At 75.5% G+C, this 16508-nt stretch carries 15 protein-coding genes; 6 read left to right on the top strand and 9 right to left on the bottom strand.

The window, feature by feature from the left end:
• Nucleotides 1–289: 289 nt before the first annotated feature.
• Entirely contained in the window at nt 290–1384 is a 1095-nt protein-coding gene (locus CCE02nite_RS17815) for a helix-turn-helix transcriptional regulator (protein WP_141390945.1), read from the bottom strand.
• A gap of 94 nt (nt 1385–1478) precedes the next feature.
• Between CCE02nite_RS17815 and CCE02nite_RS17810 the strand changes: the two genes are divergently transcribed.
• Nucleotides 1479–2567: an ATP-binding cassette domain-containing protein gene (locus CCE02nite_RS17810; protein ID WP_141390944.1), complete on the top strand. Its 1089-nt coding sequence runs from the start codon at nt 1479–1481 to the stop codon at nt 2565–2567.
• Nucleotides 2564–3418 (top strand): ABC transporter permease, encoded by an 855-nt coding sequence (locus CCE02nite_RS17805; RefSeq protein ID WP_141390943.1) that lies wholly within the window; start codon nt 2564–2566, stop codon nt 3416–3418. The genes CCE02nite_RS17810 and CCE02nite_RS17805 overlap by 4 nt, the downstream gene beginning before the upstream one ends.
• A 13-nt stretch (nt 3419–3431) precedes the next feature.
• Here CCE02nite_RS17805 and CCE02nite_RS17800 read toward each other — a convergent pair whose 3' ends face one another.
• The 3 genes from CCE02nite_RS17800 to CCE02nite_RS17790 all read right to left on the bottom strand — a co-directional run bounded on the left by CCE02nite_RS17800 (nt 3432) and on the right by CCE02nite_RS17790 (nt 6050).
• Nucleotides 3432–4070, bottom strand: coding sequence for an aspartate/glutamate racemase family protein (locus CCE02nite_RS17800; protein WP_141390942.1), 639 nt, complete (start codon nt 4068–4070; stop codon nt 3432–3434).
• A 71-nt stretch (nt 4071–4141) separates the two neighbouring features.
• A complete protein-coding gene (locus CCE02nite_RS17795) occupies nt 4142–5614 on the bottom strand; it encodes a restriction system modified-DNA reader domain-containing protein (protein WP_141390941.1) in 1473 nt (490 codons plus the stop codon).
• A 115-nt stretch (nt 5615–5729) separates the two neighbouring features.
• Nucleotides 5730–6050, bottom strand: a complete 321-nt coding sequence (locus CCE02nite_RS17790; RefSeq protein ID WP_141390940.1) for an MTH1187 family thiamine-binding protein — start codon at nt 6048–6050, stop codon at nt 5730–5732.
• A gap of 104 nt (nt 6051–6154) precedes the next feature.
• On the opposite strand from CCE02nite_RS17790, the gene cofD reads away from it, so the two are divergent.
• Nucleotides 6155–7108, top strand: coding sequence for a 2-phospho-L-lactate transferase (cofD, locus tag CCE02nite_RS17785; RefSeq protein WP_141390939.1), 954 nt, complete (start codon nt 6155–6157; stop codon nt 7106–7108).
• Nucleotides 7101–7880, top strand: coding sequence for a 2-phospho-L-lactate guanylyltransferase (cofC, locus tag CCE02nite_RS17780; protein ID WP_255318947.1), 780 nt, complete (start codon nt 7101–7103; stop codon nt 7878–7880). Before cofD ends, cofC begins: the two co-directional genes overlap by 8 nt.
• A gap of 34 nt (nt 7881–7914) precedes the next feature.
• On the opposite strand, the gene CCE02nite_RS17775 is transcribed toward cofC, so the two are convergent.
• The 4 genes from CCE02nite_RS17775 to CCE02nite_RS17760 are packed head-to-tail and all read right to left on the bottom strand — an operon-like array spanning nt 7915 to nt 10898.
• On the bottom strand, nt 7915–8673 hold the full coding sequence (locus CCE02nite_RS17775) for a hypothetical protein (protein ID WP_141390938.1): 759 nt from the start codon (nt 8671–8673) through the stop codon (nt 7915–7917).
• On the bottom strand, nt 8670–9287 hold the full coding sequence (locus tag CCE02nite_RS17770) for a nitroreductase family protein (protein ID WP_141390937.1): 618 nt from the start codon (nt 9285–9287) through the stop codon (nt 8670–8672). Before CCE02nite_RS17770 ends, CCE02nite_RS17775 begins: the two co-directional genes overlap by 4 nt.
• Nucleotides 9288–9327: 40 nt before the next feature.
• Nucleotides 9328–9855: a GNAT family N-acetyltransferase gene (locus CCE02nite_RS17765; protein ID WP_141390936.1), complete on the bottom strand. Its 528-nt coding sequence runs from the start codon at nt 9853–9855 to the stop codon at nt 9328–9330.
• Between the two features lie 59 nt (nt 9856–9914).
• Complete coding sequence (locus CCE02nite_RS17760) at nt 9915–10898, bottom strand: aldo/keto reductase (RefSeq protein ID WP_141390935.1); 984 nt, start codon at nt 10896–10898, stop codon at nt 9915–9917.
• Nucleotides 10899–11008: 110 nt separating this feature from the next.
• Between CCE02nite_RS17760 and pdxR the strand changes: the two genes are divergently transcribed.
• Both pdxR and CCE02nite_RS17750 read left to right on the top strand, forming a co-directional pair.
• Entirely contained in the window at nt 11009–12595 is a 1587-nt protein-coding gene (gene pdxR / locus CCE02nite_RS17755; protein ID WP_141390934.1) for a MocR-like pyridoxine biosynthesis transcription factor PdxR, read from the top strand.
• A 70-nt stretch (nt 12596–12665) separates the two neighbouring features.
• The gene (locus CCE02nite_RS17750; RefSeq protein WP_141390933.1) at nt 12666–13175 is read left to right on the top strand and encodes a DUF6174 domain-containing protein; all 510 of its coding nucleotides are present in this window, start codon (nt 12666–12668) and stop codon (nt 13173–13175) included.
• A gap of 55 nt (nt 13176–13230) precedes the next feature.
• Here CCE02nite_RS17750 and CCE02nite_RS17745 read toward each other — a convergent pair whose 3' ends face one another.
• Nucleotides 13231–16203 carry an FAD-binding and (Fe-S)-binding domain-containing protein gene (locus CCE02nite_RS17745; protein ID WP_141390950.1) on the bottom strand — a complete coding sequence of 991 codons (2973 nt, stop codon included), beginning with the start codon at nt 16201–16203 and terminating at the stop codon, nt 13231–13233.
• Nucleotides 16204–16508: the final 305 nt, after the last annotated feature.

Genomic DNA, 16508 nt, shown 5'->3' with positions numbered 1-16508 from the left:
GCCTCCGACCTCGTTCCCGAGGCCCTTGCGCGGGGCGTTTCCTTCGTTCTGAATCCTACCAGACCCGGCCGTTCGTCCCGGACCGGTTCAAACCGGATTTCCGTTCAGAAATGTACCTGATCCAGACACCCTCACCCTACTCACGGCGCAGCACTGTGCTCCGAGAATCTGGTGGGAGTTTCACCCGGGGGACCAGCCACTTCGCATCTGCTCCGAGGAGCTGTGCCGTGGTGTCTGTTCCTCCCTGCCGGGCGACCTCGAGAACATTACGGGGTCGGGAGGCAGGAGGTCAACTCGCTCCGCCGTGACCCGGACCACTCCGCCGTGCGGCTCCCCGCGCCGGTGCGCGCACCCCCTCTCCCGGTGCCCCGCGCTGCGGCAGTGCTCCTGACGCAGGAGGCGCGGCTGCCGCCGTCGCCCGGACCGCGAGACGGGCCACCGCCGCCCGCAGGGCGTCCGGCCCCACCACGGTGAACGGCGCGTCGAAGATCCCGAACCACGCGGCGAGCCCGCCCCACGACCAGGAGCCCGCGGTCAGACGACACCGCCCCTCCTCCACGGCCTCCACGAGGGCACCCGTACCGGCCCAGGCGGCCACGTCGGCGGCGTCCAGCTCGAGCTCGACCGTCCCCCGGACAGGCATCTCGGGCTGCGTGAACCGCTCGGCGACGAACGTCGCCACGTCCGGGGCGGGCAGCGCCCGGCGCTCGAACCGCGCTCCGACACCCTCGCGGGGCGCCATCCGGTCGATCCGGAACGTCCGCCAGTCGTCCCGGTCGAGGTCCCACGCGACGAGGTACCACCGCCCGCCCCACGTGACGACGTGGTGCGGCTCCGCCCGACGCGGCGCACGGAACCCGTCCGCGTGCTCCTTGCCCGGCGCACGGAGCACCTCGCCCGTCCCGCCGTCGTAGTCGAACCGCAGCACACGGCGCTCGGCGACCGCCTCGCCGACGGACACGAGCACGTCGGCCCGCACGGCAGGCAGGGCCCGCTCCCTCCGGCCCGGCACGGCCGTCACCTCCAGCGCGTCGATGCGCGTGCGCAGCCGGGCGGGCATGACCTGACGGATCGTCGCGAGCGCGCGCGCCGCGGCGTCCTCCACCCCGGGGAGCGTCCCGGTGCGCAGGGCGATCGCGACGGCGACCGCCTGCTCGTCGTCGAACAGGAGCGGCGGGACGTCCGCGCCGGCGTCGAGGCGGTACCCGCCGTCGGGCCCCTTCGTCGCCCGCACCGGGTAGCCCAGCTCACGCAACCGGTCGACGTCGCGCCGCACGGTCCGCGGGCTCACCTCCAACCGCTCGGCGAGCGTCGCACCGGGCCAGTCCCGGCGCGCCTGGAGCAGCGAGAGGAGCCGGAGCAGTCGTCCTGAGGTCTCGAGCATGACCTCACTGTGTCACGAAGTAGAGGACCGTAGCTGTCCTCTACCCCTGGCAACGTCGGCCTCGACGCACGAAGCACACCCAGGAGGAGCCACCGTGATCCGCACCAGAGCACTGACCAAGGACTTCCCCGTCGGGCGCGACGCGAGCGCCACGGTGCACGCCGTGCGCGGCATCGACCTCGACGTCGCACCCGGCGAGCTCGTCGCCGTCCTCGGCCCCAACGGCGCCGGCAAGACGACCACGCTCCGCATGCTCACCACGCTCATCCGCCCCACGTCGGGCACCGCCACGGTCGCGGGGCACGACGTCGTCGCCGAGCCCGACGCCGTCCGGCACCGCATCGGCTACGTCGGGCAGGGCAACGGCGCGGGCCACGCGCAGCGCGCCGTCGACGAGCTCGCGAGCCAGGGCCGCATCCACGGCCTCGACCGGCGCACCGCGCGCCGCCGCGCCGACGAGCTCCTCGACTCCCTCGAGCTCGCGTCCTACGGCGCGCGCAAGGTGTCCGACCTCTCCGGCGGGCAGCGTCGCCGGCTCGACGTCGCGATGGGCCTCGTCCACGCACCGTCGCTGCTGTTCCTCGACGAGCCGTCGACCGGCCTCGACCCGCACAACCGGGCGAACCTGTGGGACCACGTCCTGCGCATGCGCGAGGACTCGCTCGCGGCCACGGGCGAGCCCATGACGATCGTCCTCACGACGCACTACCTCGACGAGGCCGACACGATGGCCGAGCGCGTGGTCGTCGTCGACCACGGGCAGGTCATCGCCGACGACACCGCGGAGAACCTCAAGGCCGACCTTGCCGGGGACCGCGTCGTCGTCACGCTCGCGCCCCCGCAGGGCCCGGCGCACGACGACGCCGCGCGGCTCGTCGCGCTCGCCCGCCGGGTCGAGGGGTTCCGCGAGGCGACCCGCACGCCCGACGACGCCCCCGCCGTCGGGCACGACGCCGCACCCACGCTCGAGGTGCGCGCCGAGCGCGGCGACGCCTACCTGCCCCGCCTGCTGCGCGCCGCCGACGCGGACGGCATCGCCGTCGCGACCGCGCAGGTGCACCGGCCCACGCTCGACGACGTCTTCCTCGCGCTCACCGGCCGCAGCCTGCGCGAGGCCGGCGCCGCGACCCCGACCGACGCCCCTGCCGAGGGCACCCGCCCGACCGAGAGGACCGCAGCATGAGCACCGTCGACATCGCCCCCACCAGCGTCACCCCGCCCCAGTCGCCCACCCGCCCCCGCGCTCGCCGCGGGCTCGGCGCCTTCGCGCGCGACACCGGGATCGTGCTCGTCCGCGAGCTGCGGCCCGTCGTGCACGACCCGTTCTCCGTGCTGTTCGGGCTCGTCCAGCCGATCGTCTTCCTCGCGCTGTTCGGCCCCCTGCTCGTCGGGTCGCTCGGCGGCACGACGACCGGCCAGGAGGTCCTGGGCGGCAACGTCTGGCAGTGGTTCGTCCCGTCCATCCTCGTGATGACCACGCTCTTCGGGACCACCACGACCGGGGCGAACCTGCTCGTCGAGCTCCAGACCGGCGCGCACGAGCGCATGCTCGTCGCCCCGCTGTCGCGCGCCTCGCTGCTCGTCGGCCGCGCGCTCAAGGAGATGGTCCCGATCGTCGCGCAGTCGGTCGTCGTGGTGCTCGTCATGCTCCCGTTCGGGTTCGAGCTCCACCCCGCCGGCGCGGTCGTCGGGCTCGCGCTGCTCGCCGTCTTCGGCGTCGGGATCGGGTCCCTCAGCTACGCCCTCGCGCTCGCGGTCCGCAAGCAGGACTGGATGTTCTGGGTCGTGCAGCAGACCCTGATCTTCCCCCTCATGATCCTGTCCGGCATGCTCCTGCCGCTCGAGACCGGGCCCCGGTGGATGCAGGTCGCGTCCGACGTCAACCCGCTCCGGTACGTCGTCGACGCCGAGCGTGCGCTGTTCGCCGGCGACCTCACCGCCTCGGTCGTCGCGTGGGGCTGGGTCGCCGCCGCGGTGACGGCCGCCGTCGGCCTCGCCGTCGGGATCCGCACCATGGTGCGCACCACCGACTGACCGACGGCGCGCGTCAGGCCCGGGCCAGCTCCACGGCCCGGGCCACCGCGCTGCCCGGGCTCGTCAGCACGGGGACCGGAAGGTCGACGAGCAACGCCGCCGCGGGCGCCATGCTGGCCTGCGCGAGCACGACGACGTCCGCTCGCCGCCGCCTGACGGCGTCCCGCGCCGCGTCGGCGACGGCCCGGTGGTATGCGCCCAGGTCACCGGCCTCGAACGCGGACCACGCGTCCACGCAGACCACGGGGTCGAGCTCGACGGTCGCCCCCGCGCGCCGGGCGGCGTCGGCGAGGAGGTCCGTCGTCGGGCCGAGCGTCGAGGCGAGCGCCGCCACGATCGCGACCCGGCCGCCGTCGCGCACCGCCGCCTCCGCGAGCGGCCGGTCCACCCGCACCACGGGCACCCCGAGCCCGCCGACCTCCTCCGCGACCGGACCGAGCGTCGAGCACGTGCACACCACCACCGACGCCCCCGCCGCGACGAGCGCGTCCACGTGCGCCCGGACCCGCGCACCGGTCGGTGCGCCCGCCCGCGCGTCGTCCAGGAGCGGCGCGTCGACGCGGTGCGCGTGCCCCTCCCCCGGCGCGGCCTCGTCCACCAGCGCACCGAACGTCGCGACGTGCACGTCCGCCGTGTGCAGGAACCCGATCACGTCCGCCTCCGGTCGTCGTGGTCCACGCGCTCAGGGCCACGCGGGCAGCGGACCCGGGCGGACGACGCGACTCAGGCGTGGTGCTCGCGGAAGGCGTCGGTGAGGGTGGGGCCGTCCTCGGCGCCGAGGCGCCAGACGCTCCAGCCGTCGGCGGTGTGGGTGCCCGACACGGCGACGGCGGCGAGATCCGGGTGGCGGAAGCGTGCGCCGTCGGACAGCTCGATGTAGCCGTCGGGCTGGAGCAGGGCCTCGAAGCGCTGGCCGCGGCGCGGGCGTGACCAGACGAGCTGGCGCGGGGTGCCGAACGCGCGCGCGAGCGCGACGAGGTCGGGGTCGTCGTCCGGACCGAGCGGCACGTCCGCGGGGGGCGGGGGCGGCACGGGAACGACGTCGCGGCTCGCGGACGCGTGCGCGGGTGTGGCGTCGAGGTCGACGGGCGGGCGGTACGACAGCGGGTCGTACGGCTGCTCGCGCGACGGGCTGCGCTGCTCGCCGTACTCGTGGGTGAGGTACGACTCGCGCGTCCGGATCGACTCCCGGGTGCGGATCGACTCCCGCGTGAGGATCGACGTGCGCGGGGTCGACGGCTCGTCCCCGGCCTCGACGGGTCGACGGTCGGCCCACCCGGCGGACGCGGGCTCGGGTGCGGTCCGGGCGGTGAGCGGGTCGTCGAGAGGCACGAAGTCCAGGACGGGAGGCTCGGCGCGCGACGGCTCCGACGGCGCAGCGATCGGGGCCAGCGCGGCGAGTGGGCCGGTCTCGTCCATCGGGCTGGGCGCGGTCGCGGAGCCGGCGCGCGGCTCGAGCTCGGCCGCACGACGACGCTCGGCCCGGGACTGCGCGGCCTGCCGCGTCACCACGGGAAACTTGCCGGTCAGGGCTCGGCCCACGGCGACGCCGTCCGCGAAGTCGGATCCGGGGGCGACGGCGCGGCCCCGGCGGGGCTCGGGCGCCGCGGGTGGTGCGGGTGGTGCGGGGTTGTCGCGCGTCATCGCGAGCGGGGACACGTCCACGAAGCGGCGGCCGTCGGCGCCCTGGACCACGCCGAGGCGCAGGACGGCGACCGGTGAGCCGGGCTGACGCAGGAAGTCGAGCGCGTCCTGGATGCCGGGGGCGGCGCTCGAGCAGATGACGATGAGGCGCGCGCCGGTGGCGCGGGCGGTCGCCTGCGAGCGCGTGAGGGGGACGTTGTCGTAGAACGCAGCGACGTCCTGCTGGAACCGCGAGGCGCCGCCGGTGTAGCGGGCGGCGAGCTCGGCGCGCGTGAGGCGCCCGGCCCGGCCGGCGTGGTTGAGCGCCGCGGTGAGGGCCTGCTCCGTGAGCTCCGCGGTGACCTCGATGACCACCGGGAGACCGGCGGCGTCGAGCGCGAGGAGGTGGGGCTCGTCGTCGGACGTGCCCTGCGCGACGGGGAAGATCTGCTCGCCCAGCAGCCCCTCGATGTTGCCGTCCACGACGCGCTGGGCGTCGGTCCCGAAGGCACCTGCCGGCTGGGGCGGCTGGACCAGTACGGGACGCTCGGCGTCCACCTCGAAGAGGGGCATCGGGAGATCTCCTGCGGCAGCGGAACGCGACCTGGGCGGGGGCGTTTGCGCCATAGCCTACGTCGCCGGTCAAGTCCCGCGAACCGGTCGAACCGTCCCCGCCCCGACCCGCAGGTCAGGCGTGCCCGGTCTCCTCCGACTCGGCCGCGAGGCGCTCCTCGACGCGCTCGACCTTCCCCGTGAGCTCCCCTGTGCGGCCGGGGCGGATGTCCGCCTTGATGACGAGCGAGACCCGGTGCCCGCCCGCGCCGACGGCCTCGGTGGCGCGCTGGATCACGGGCATGACGGTGTCCCAGTCGCCCTCGATCTCGGTGAACATCGACGTGGTGCGGTTGGGCAGGCCCGACTCGCGGACGATGCGGACGGCCTCGGCGACGGAGTCCGCGACGGACTCGCCGGCACCGAGCGGGGCGACGGAGAAGGCGAAGACGGCCATGGGCCCATCGTGGCACGGGTCCGGTGCACGGACCGGGCGGGGCGGCCGGGACGTCCGGGCGCGGGCCGCCGGGGCTCCCGGCGCCCCGACGTAGGCTCGTCGTCGTGACAGCAGAACACCGCACCGACCGCGTGACCGTGCTCGCGGGCGGGGTCGGCGGGGCACGCCTCGCGCACGGCCTGGACCTCGCCGGGGTCGACCTCACGGTCGTCGTCAACGTCGCGGACGACGTCGAGCTGCACGGGCTGTGGATCTCGCCCGACCTCGACACGGTGACGTACACGCTCGCCGGGCTCGCGGACGAGGAGCGCGGCTGGGGCGTGGTCGGCGAGACGTACGCGGCTCTCGAGGCGATGGGCCGGCTCGGCGAGGACACGTGGTTCACGCTCGGCGACCGCGACCTCGCGACGCACGTCGTGCGGACGGCCCGGCTGCGCGCGGGGTCGTCGCTGACCGACGTGACCGCGCGGCTCACGTCCGCGCTGGGCGTCCGGGCGCGCGTGCTGCCCGTGAGCGACGACCGCGTCGCGACGCTCGTCGACACGCCCGCGGGGCGCCTCGGGTTCCAGGAGTACTTCGTCGGCCGCCGGCACGCGGACGACGTGCTGGGCCTCGTCTACGACGGCATCGACGCCGCGCGCCCGGCACCCAGTGTGCTCGACGCGGTGCGCGACGCCGACGTGGTCGTGGTCGCGCCGTCGAACCCGTTCCTGTCGGTGGAGCCGGTGCTGGGCGTCGCGGGCGTGCGTGACGCGCTCGCCGGGACGTCCGCGCGCCGCGTCGCGGTGAGCCCGATCGTCGGCGGCCGCGCGATCAAGGGACCCGCCGCGCAGATCCTCACGACGCTCGGGCACGAGGTCTCGGCGCTCGGCGTCGCGCGCCTGTACGTCGGGCTCGTCGACGTCATGGTGATCGACGACCACGACGCCCACCTCGCCGACGCCGTCCGGGCGCTGGGGATGGACGTCGTCGTGACGGACACCGTCATGGGCGGCCCCGCGGGCCGCGAGCGCCTCGCGCGCACGCTGCTCGCGTCGGCGGGGGTCGCTCGTGGGTGACCTCGTGCTGCCCGACGACGGCGCTCGCCCGGGCGCGCCCAGCCGCCCGGCGCGCGTGGTCGCCGTCGTGCCGTTGCGCGACGGGTCCTCGGGGAAGTCGCGGCTCGCGCACGTCCTGGACCCCGCGTCGCGCAGCAGGCTGATCGCCGTGCTCGCGCGGCACGTCGTGGGGACGCTGCTCGCGAGCGACGGCGTCGAGCGCGTGGTCGTGGTGACGTCGGACCCGCGGTTCACGTGGCGGGCGCTGCGGGACGTCGTGGTCGACGCCGCGCACGCCGCCGGGTCCGACGGCCTCCCCCTGCTGACCGCCGACGCGGACCGGCTGCGCATCGTGCTCCAGCCCGCGGACCGGCCCGGCCTGGACGCGGCGGTCGAGCTGGGCCGCGAGATCGCGTCGGAGGACGCGGCGGCCCAGGGGCCGGTGCGGCTCCTCGTGGCGCACGCCGACCTCCCCGCTCTCACGACCGCGGACGTGGCGGCGTTGCTCGCCGAGGACGCCCCGGTCGTCGTCGCGACGGACCGCCGGGGCGCGGGCACGAACCTGCTCGCCCTCGACCCTCCGGCTTCCGCGGGGTTCCGGTTCCGGTTCGGGCCGGACAGCCGCGCAGCCCACGTCGCGGAGGCCGAGCGGCTCGGGCTGCGGGCCGTCGTCGTGCAGCGGCCGGGTACCGCGGTCGACCTCGACACCGTGGAGGACTGGGGCGAGCTGCCCGCGGACGCGCGCGCCGTCGTCGGGCTGCACGTCCCGGCCCTGCGCGACCACGACGCCTGAGCCTTCCCGAGACCTGAGCCTGCGAGACCTGCCGCTACGACGGCCAGGTGCCGAGGGCCTCGACGGGCGCGACGAGGCCGACGCGCACGTCGGCGAGGAGGCGCTGCCACGCGCCCTCGTCGAACGGCGCGGGGCAGTCCAGCGCGAGCACGACGGACTGCGTGTTCGTGCTGCCGTCGAACGCGGGGACGGCGACGACGCGTGCGGCACCCCGCACCTGCACCGGTCCCCTCGGAGACTCGACCGTCCAGTCCTGCGCGACGGCGTTGACGCCCTGGACGGCCACGCCGTCGGAGCCGACCGGCAGCAGGACGTCGCGCGGCGCGCCGTCCGGATCGCCGCCGTCCGCGGAGACCGTCTCCGCGAGCAGGGCGGCGGAGGCGTCGCGCGCGCCCGCCGTCGGTGTCTCCGGGTCGCCCGTCCCCCGGGCCGGCAGGACGCACCCACCGCTCGCTCCGACGACCTGCCATCCGGCACGCGCGACGAGCGGTGCCGTGGCCGGCGTGCCGCCGAGGCTCGTGATCTCGGGGGCGGCGGGCCCTGACGCGCCGTCACCCGGGCCGGTGGAGGAGCCGGCCGTCGGCTCGCCCGGGGCTCCCGACGCGACGTCCGGGTCTGCCGTGATGGTCGGGTCGCCGCTCGGGCCGACACCGGGCGCCTCCCGCGTCCGCGTCGCGGAGGGCCCGCTCGTCGGCCCCTCGGGCGTCGGGCTCCCCGTGCAGGCACCGGCGCCGAGGACGCCGACCACGAGGCCGGCGGCGAGCGCACCGGCGCGCAGGCTCGCCCGCGTCACGGCCGGCCTCCCCAACGCCCGCGGTGCACGACGTCGTCGAGCGGCTTGCGCGCGCGACGGCGCGGCGAGCCCGTGGTCGCCCTGTCCGCGGGGTGCCCGACGGCGACGACCCCGGTCGGGGCGTACGCGTCGGGGATGCCGAACGCCGCACGCAGCCGCGCGACCTCACCCGGCGCGACGCCGAAGAAGCACGCGCCGAGCGCCTCGTCGACGGCGGTCTGGAGCATGAGCAGCGCCGCCATCCCGGCGTCGACGTGCCAGTACGGCACGGCCCAGCGGTTCTCGTCCCGGTCGGCCCAGCCCTTGTCGTCCTCGGCGTACCGGTCGAGGTAGACGTCCTTCGACGCGAGGACCACGACGAGCACGGGCGCGGTGCGCATCCCGGCGAGCCACGTGCTCATGCTCCGCTCGGGCTGCTCGGGGGAGGTCGCGGACCAGAAGCGCGCGACGTCGTCGGGCTCGGTGAGCACGAGGAACGACCACCCCTGCGCGAACCCCGCGCTCGGCGCGCGGACCGCGTTGCGCACGAGGCGCTCGACCGCCTCCGGCGCGACCGCCTCGTCGGTGAACCGGCGCACCATGCGTCGGCGTCGGACGACGTCCTGGAACTCCAACTGGCCCCCTCGGCACGGCCCGGCAGCAGGTCCCCGCACCCTACCGGGGGATGCGCCGCGCCATCCGCAGCTCGACGAGGCGCGGGTCGCTCGGGAGGGGCTTGGTCTCGCCGGTCGGCGCGAAGCCCGCGCGCCCGTAGAGCCGCAGCGCCAGGTCGTTCGTCGTGGTCACCCACAGAGCGAGCGTCCGCGCCCCGAGCTCGGCCGCGAGCAGCTCCGCGGAACGCAGGAGCGCCGCCGCGACGCCGGTGCCCCGCGCGCCCGGGTCGACCCACACGGACACGAGCTCGGCCACGGTCGCGTCGTCGTGCGAGGGGAACACCGCCGCGACACCGACCACCGGACCGGCCGGCCTCTCGTCCCCGGCCGGGACGCCGCCGTCGGGCACCGCTCGCGCGAGGAGCGTGCGTCCCTGCGCCGCGCGCTCGCGCCACACGTCGTCGGGGAAGGCGACCTCGCGCGCGAGCGTCGAGCCGAACGCGGACGGCGCGTCCGCGAGCGCCCGCAGGCGGACGTCCCGGAGGTCGCGCCAGTCGTCCGGCCGGGTGCGTGCGACGGTGGTGGGCACGGTCCCATGGTGGCAGCCCGGCCCGACGGCGGGGCGTCAGGCCGGGCGGACACGCGGGCTCAGGCGGCGTCGAGGCGGGCGCGCAGCTCCGGGTCGAGCTCGAGGTCGGCAGCACCCAGAAGATCGTCGAGCTGCTCGATCGTGCTCGGCCCGATGATCGGGACCACCGGGTGCTCGCCGCCGAGGAGCCACGCGAGCACGACCTGGTGGGGCGTCGCGCCGAGCTCGCCCGCGACCTCGTGCAGGAGGCGGATGCGCTCGCGCGTGGTCGGGTGGTCGAACCCGTCCCACAGCGGCTTGTCGCGGCGCACGTACGCGCCCTGGAGGATCGGCGAGTAGGCGGTGACGGCGAGCGGCGGGCGCCCGTCGATGCCGGTGGACGCCGCGTAGTCGAGCAGCTCGTACGACGCCCAGTTGTGCCGGCCCGGCTCGGGCGTCGGGTAGGCGTAGGTGTAGTTCTGCTGGACGAGCCCGTAGGGCGCGATGCCCTGACGCAGCGCCTCCTCCCGCGCCTCGACGACGCGCCACAGCGCGACGTTCGAGATGCCCGTGATGCCGACGACGCCCTCCGCCTGGAGCTTCCCGAACGCGCCGACGGTCTCGGCGAGCGGCGTCTCGTGGTCGTCCACGTGCCCGTACAGCACGTCGACGTGGTCGACGCCGAGGTGACGCAGGCTCTCGTGGGCCTCGTACCCGATGACGTCGGCGCCGAGCCCCTGGAAGTTCGTGGGCTCGACGTTCTGCAGCGGGAGGGCGGGGTCCTTCTTCGCCGCGCCGAGCTTGGTCGCGATGCGGACCTCGTCGCGCACGCCGCGGCTCGCGAGCCAGCGGCCGATGACGTCCTCGCTGTCGCGACCGTGGCCGCCTGCCCACGCGCTGTAGTTGTTCGCCGTGTCGAGGAACGTTCCCCCTGCCTCGAGGTAGCGGTCGAGGATCGCGAACGAGGTGTCCTCGTCGACGAGCGTGCCCATGTTCATGGTGCCGAGGCACAGGGTCGACACGTCGAAGGAGGTGCGCCCGTCGCCGATGGTGCGGTACCGCATGGTGGTCTCCCTGGAGTTGCTCGGTGGGCCGCCGGTCCGTGACGGATCCGTGGTCCTGATGACGTGCTCCACGCTACGGAGCGATCGGCACGGGTGTACGGTCCGATTCCATGGGACTTGACCAGACCAATTCTGCCCGGACGCCTCCGGGCACGACGGCGGAGCTCGCCTGGGAGGCCCTGCTCGACCTGGGGACGGGGCCGGGCTCGCGCGTCGAGCGGCTCGAGCGCGCGGTCCGCGACGCCGTGCACACCGGCCGCGTCCCGGTCGGGGCGGCGCTGCCACCGAGCCGCCAGCTCGCCGAGTCGCTCGGGGTGTCGCGGTGGGTCGTCACGGAGGCGTACGGCCAGCTCGTCGCCGAGGGCTTTCTCGAAGCGCGCACCGGCTCCGCGACCCGGGTCTCCGCCGCGACCCGGCCGACGAGCCCGGAGGGAGCGAGGGTGGGCACGGGTCGTGGCGGGTCCGGCCAGAGCCGCGAGGGGCGAGCGGCCGACGGTCGACCCGCGGCCGTGGACGCCGGACGACCCGACACCGGCAGGGCGTATGCCGCGCGGGCCCGGTTCGACCTCGCCCCGGGCGTGCCCGACCTGCGGCACGTCCCGCGCGACGCGTGGCTGCGGGCGGCACGGGAGGCGCTCGGCACGCCCGGGGGCACGGCGTCGAACGACGACCTCGGCCAGCCCTCCCCCGCCGGGCACCCGCACGCTCGGGCCGTCGTCGCCGACCACCTGCGCCGGGCGCGCGTCGTCGCCGGGGCGGACGACGCCGTCGTGCTCACGCGCGGCGCGACCGACGGGATGGCGCGCGTCGCCGCGGCGCTCGTCGAGGCGGGCCACACGCACCTGCTCGTCGAGGACCCGAGCTGGTCGGTGCTGCGCGACGTCGCCGGCCGCGTCGGTCTCATCCCCGTCCCCGTCCCCGTGGACGACGCGGGCGCGGACATCGACGCGCTCGTCGCGGCGTCGCGTCGGACGGGCGCGCGGGCCGCTCTGCTCACGCCCGCGCACCAGTTCCCCACCGGCTCCGCGCTGGCGCCCGAGCGGCGCGAGGCGGTCCTCGCGTGGGCCCGTGCCGTCGACGGCGTCGTGGTCGAGGACGACTACGACGCCGAGTTCCGGTACGACCGCCGGCCCGTGGCCGCGCTCCAGCAGCTCGACCCCGAGCGTGTGGTCCTGCTGGGGTCGGTGAGCAAGACGATGAGCCCGGCGTTCGGCGTCGGGTGGATGGTCGTGCCCGCACGCTGGCGCGAGTCGGTGATGCGCGCCGCCTCCCCGACGCACGGCGCGGCAGCCCCCTCCACGGTCGACCAGCTCACGTTCGCGCGGTTCGTCGCCTCGGGCGGGTACGACCGGCACCTGCGCGGAGCGCGCGGCCGGTACCGCCGTCGTCGCGACGCCGTGCTCGACGCCCTCGCCCGCGAGCTGCCGGACGCCGCGGTGAGCGGCATCGCGGCGGGCATGCACGCGCTGCTCTCCCTGCCGAGCGCGCCGGACGACCCCGCTCCCGACGCCGCGCACGTCGTGCGCGAGGCCGCGCGGCGCGAGGTGACCGTCGTCGACCTGCGCCGCTACCAGGTCCGCCCCGCCGACCGGTCCACGACCCTCGTGCTCGGGTACGGCAACCTCGCCGACGCCCGAGTCGACGAGGCCGTCGCGCGCCTCGCCGACGCGGTCCGAACCTCGCGGACCGGCGCCTGAGGTCGCCCGACGCACTGGTAGGCCGAGCGGTGTGCCGCAAGACCGGGCGGGGTCGGGACACGAGCAGGTCATGGAGACGACGCCACGCCGCAACCCGCGCCCGTCCAGGACGACGGCGGCGTTCGTCCTGGGCGGGCTGCTCGCCGTCTCGTCCGGAGCGGCCTCGTGCGCGCCCGCAGCGCCGCCCGCGGGCGTGCTGTGGCCGGTCGCCGGGCTGTCGGACGCGCAGGACCGGTGGGCGGCGGCGGGGTACGACGACTACGCGTTCACGCTCACGTCGTCGTGCGGGGAGCGGAACCTCGTCGGGGACTTCGACGTCGAGGTCGCCGGGGGCGAGGTGGTCGCGGTCTCCGCGAGCCTCGCGCACCTGGAGATGACCCCCGAGTCCTACGTCGAGAGCGGGGGTCGCACGATCGACGGGTTCCTCGACCTCGTCGACGAGCGGCACGACGACGTCACGGACGTGGTGTTCGACGACGAGCTCGGGTACCCGACGTCGCTCACGCTCGACCCGATGCCGCGCGCGATCGACGACGAGGAGTGCTACGCGATCACGGACGTGCACCCCGCGCGCGGCTGACGGCAGACCCGTGCGACCGCGCGCCGTCGGGCTCGCCGGCCGCGCAGCGGGATGCTCAGAGACGTTCGGCGAGCAGCTCGACGAGGGCCTTGCCCTGCACGCCGGCGAGGTCGTCGGCCTGCGTGCGGCACGAGAACCCGTCCGCGAGGTACACGTCGCCGGGGGCTGCGTCGCGCAGTGCGGGCAGCAGCGCGTTCTCCGCGACGGCGACCGACGTCTCGTAGTGGCCCTTCTGCATGCCGAAGTTGCCCGCGAGGCCGCAGCAGCCGGCGAGGACCTTGATCGTCGCACCGGCGTCGCGCAGCAGGCGCTCGTCCGCGGCGAACCCCATCACCGAGTGCTGGTGGCAGTGCGGCTGCACGACGGCGGTCACGTCCGAGAGGTCGGGCACGCGCCACCCGGACTCGCGCCCGGGGGCGGTGTCTACCGACGTGAGGAGCTCGGCGAGCGTGCGCGTCGCGGCGGAGACCGCCTGGGCGCGCGGGTCGTCGGGGAACAGGTCCACGAGGTCGGAGCGCAGCACGGCGGTGCACGACGGCTCGAGGCCCATGATCGGGATGCCGTTCACGGCGTACGGGCCGAGCACGGACAGCAGGTTCTCCAGGCGCTTGCGCGCGCCGCCGAGCTGGCCCGTGCTGATCCACGTGAGACCGCAGCACGCCTGCTCGTCCGGGACGACGACGTCGTATCCGGCCGCGGTGAGCACCTTGACGGCCGCCTGCGGCACCCCGGGCGACATGTTGTCGCTGAACGAGTCCGTCCACAGCACGACCTTGGGGCGCTCGTCGCGCACGGGGTGGCCGGGCCGTTCGCCGATGTGCAGCCCGGGCACGCCCTGCGTCGCGCCGCCACGCTTCCACCACGTGCGGAAGGGCACCTCGGCGAACGTCGTCATCGAGCGGCGCGTGTCCATGCCGCCCGCCCAGAGGACCGTCTTCGCGAGCGGGCGGATGCCGAGCAGCTTGTTGGCCAGGCGCGGCATCCCGGTCGCGAGCCGCGCCCAGATCGGCAGCCAGCCGAGCGAGTAGTGGTCGACCGGGCGCAGCTTGCCGCGATACGTACGGTAGAGGACCTCGGACTTGTACTGCGCCATGTCGACGCCCGCGGGGCAGTCGCTCGAGCACGCCTTGCAGGACAGGCACAGGTCGAGCGAGTCGCGCACCTCCGGCGCCGCGAGGCCGCCGACGAGCGTCCCGTTCACGGCCTCCTGGAGCACGCGGGCACGAGCGCGCGTGACGTCCTTCTCGTCCTTGGTCGCCTGGTACGACGGGCACATGAAGCCGCCCGCGGCGCTGTTGTCCGCGCGGCACTTGCCGACGCCGACGCAGCGGTGCACGGCCTGGGTCATGTCGCCGTGGTCGTGCGCGAACGAGAAGCCCTGGTATCCGGCGCGGCGCGAGATCTTCGTGACCTTGGCGGGCGCGGCCGTGCTCGTCCCGGGCGTTCCCGGCGCTCCGACCGTCGAGAGCAGCGGGTGCGCGTGCGGGCGGCGCAGGTCGTCGTCGACCGCGCTCGGGCGCACCACGACGCCCGGGTTCATGACGTCCTGCGGGTCGAACAGGGCCTTGAACCGCTCCATGAGGGCGATCGCCTCGGGGCTGTACATGACCGGGAGGAGCTCCGAGCGCGCGCGGCCGTCGCCGTGCTCGCCCGAGAGCGAGCCGCCGTACTTCGCGACGAGCTCCGCCGCCTCCAGCATGAAGGTGCGCAGCACCGACCCCGACGCCTCGAGCGGGATGTCGATGCGCAGGTGCACGCAGCCGTCACCGAAGTGCCCGTACGGCAGGCCGTCGACGCCGTAGCGCGACATGAGCGCGTCGAGGTCGCGCAGGTAGTCGCCCAGCTTCTCCGGCGGGACGGCGGAGTCCTCCCAGCCCGGCCACGCCTGCTCGCCCGCGGGCGTGCGCCCGGCGAGCCCCGCGCCGTCGGCCCGGATCTGCCACATCTTGGTCGCCTCGGGCCCCGCAGGGAGGATCATCGTGGCCTCGCTGCCCGACGCCGCGACGATCGCCTCCGCGTTCGCCATCGCCTCCTCGGGAGTCGCGCCGCCGACCTCGACCATGAGCCAGCCCGCGCCCGGCGGCAGCGGCGGGACCGACGCGTCGCCCTTGGCGCGACGCACGACGTCGACGAGCCGCGCGTCGAGGCCCTCGACCGCGAGGGGGCTGAGGTTCAGGAAGGTCGGGACGTCGTCGGCCGCGGACGGCATGTCCGGGTAGCCCAGCACGACGAGCGTCGGCTTCGAGGGCACCGGCACCAGGCGGACCGTCGCCTCGAGGATCGTCACGAGCGTGCCCTCTGTGCCGACGAGCGCCTTCGCGAGGTCCGACCCGTTCTCCGGGAGCAGGTGCTCGAGCGAGTACCCCGACACCTGACGCCCGAACCGCCCGAACTCCGTACGGATCAGCGCGAGGTTCTCGCGGACGAGCTCCGCGAGCCCGGGGACGTCGGCGAACGTCGGGTCGCCCTTGCCCGCGGTGAAGCGGCGGCCGCGGCCGTCGACGACGTCGAGCTCGATCACGTTGTCGACCGTGCGCCCGTAGGCGACGGCGTGCGGCCCGCACGCGTTGTTGCCGATCATGCCGCCGAGCGTCGCGCGGTTCTGCGTCGACGGGTCGGGCCCGAACCGCAGCCCGTGCGGCGCGGCCTGCTGCTGGAGCGCCGACATGACGACGCCGGGCTCGATGCGCGCCGTGCGCGCCTCCGGGTCGACGTCGAGCACGCGGTTCACGTGCCGCGTGAAGTCGAGGACGACGCCCGGACCGATCGAGTTGCCCGCGACCGACGTGCCCGCGCCCCGCGCCGTGATCGGCACCTCGAGCTCGCGCAGCACGTCGAGCGCGGCGACGACGTCGTCCGCGTCCTGCGGGTACACCACGGCCTCGGGCACGACGCGGTAGTTCGACGCGTCCGTCGAGTACTCGGCCCGGCGCCGCGTCGAGGAGTCGACCGCGCCGCGCACGACCGTCCGGAGTGCGTCCGCGAGAGCGGTGCGCGCGACGTCGGCCGCCCGTTCGGCCTCGCGCAGAGCGGCCTGGCGCTCCGCCTCCGGCGACGTCGTCGCCCGGGAGCCGGACCGCCGCGAACCGTTCCCGTCGTGCTGCGGGGCGGGGGTCGTGGTGGCGTCGATCTCAGCGGACACGTCGCGATTGTCGCACCCTCGCGCCCGGACCCTCCGGACGGTCCGCCCCCTGACCCCCGATCTGCCGAGGCAGAGCCCTCGATTGGTCGAGGTAGAGGCCTGGTCCAGCGAGGTAGAGGCCCGGTCCAGCGAGGTAGAGGCCCGGTCCGGCGAGGTAGAGGCCCGGTCCGGCGAGGTAGAGGCCTGGTCGG

This window comes from Cellulosimicrobium cellulans (genome assembly GCF_006539945.1).
GTDB classification, from domain to species: Bacteria; Actinomycetota; Actinomycetes; order Actinomycetales; family Cellulomonadaceae; genus Cellulosimicrobium; species Cellulosimicrobium cellulans.
Note: the sequence above shows the minus strand (reverse complement) of the source record. Positions and strands in the feature narration are given on the sequence as shown.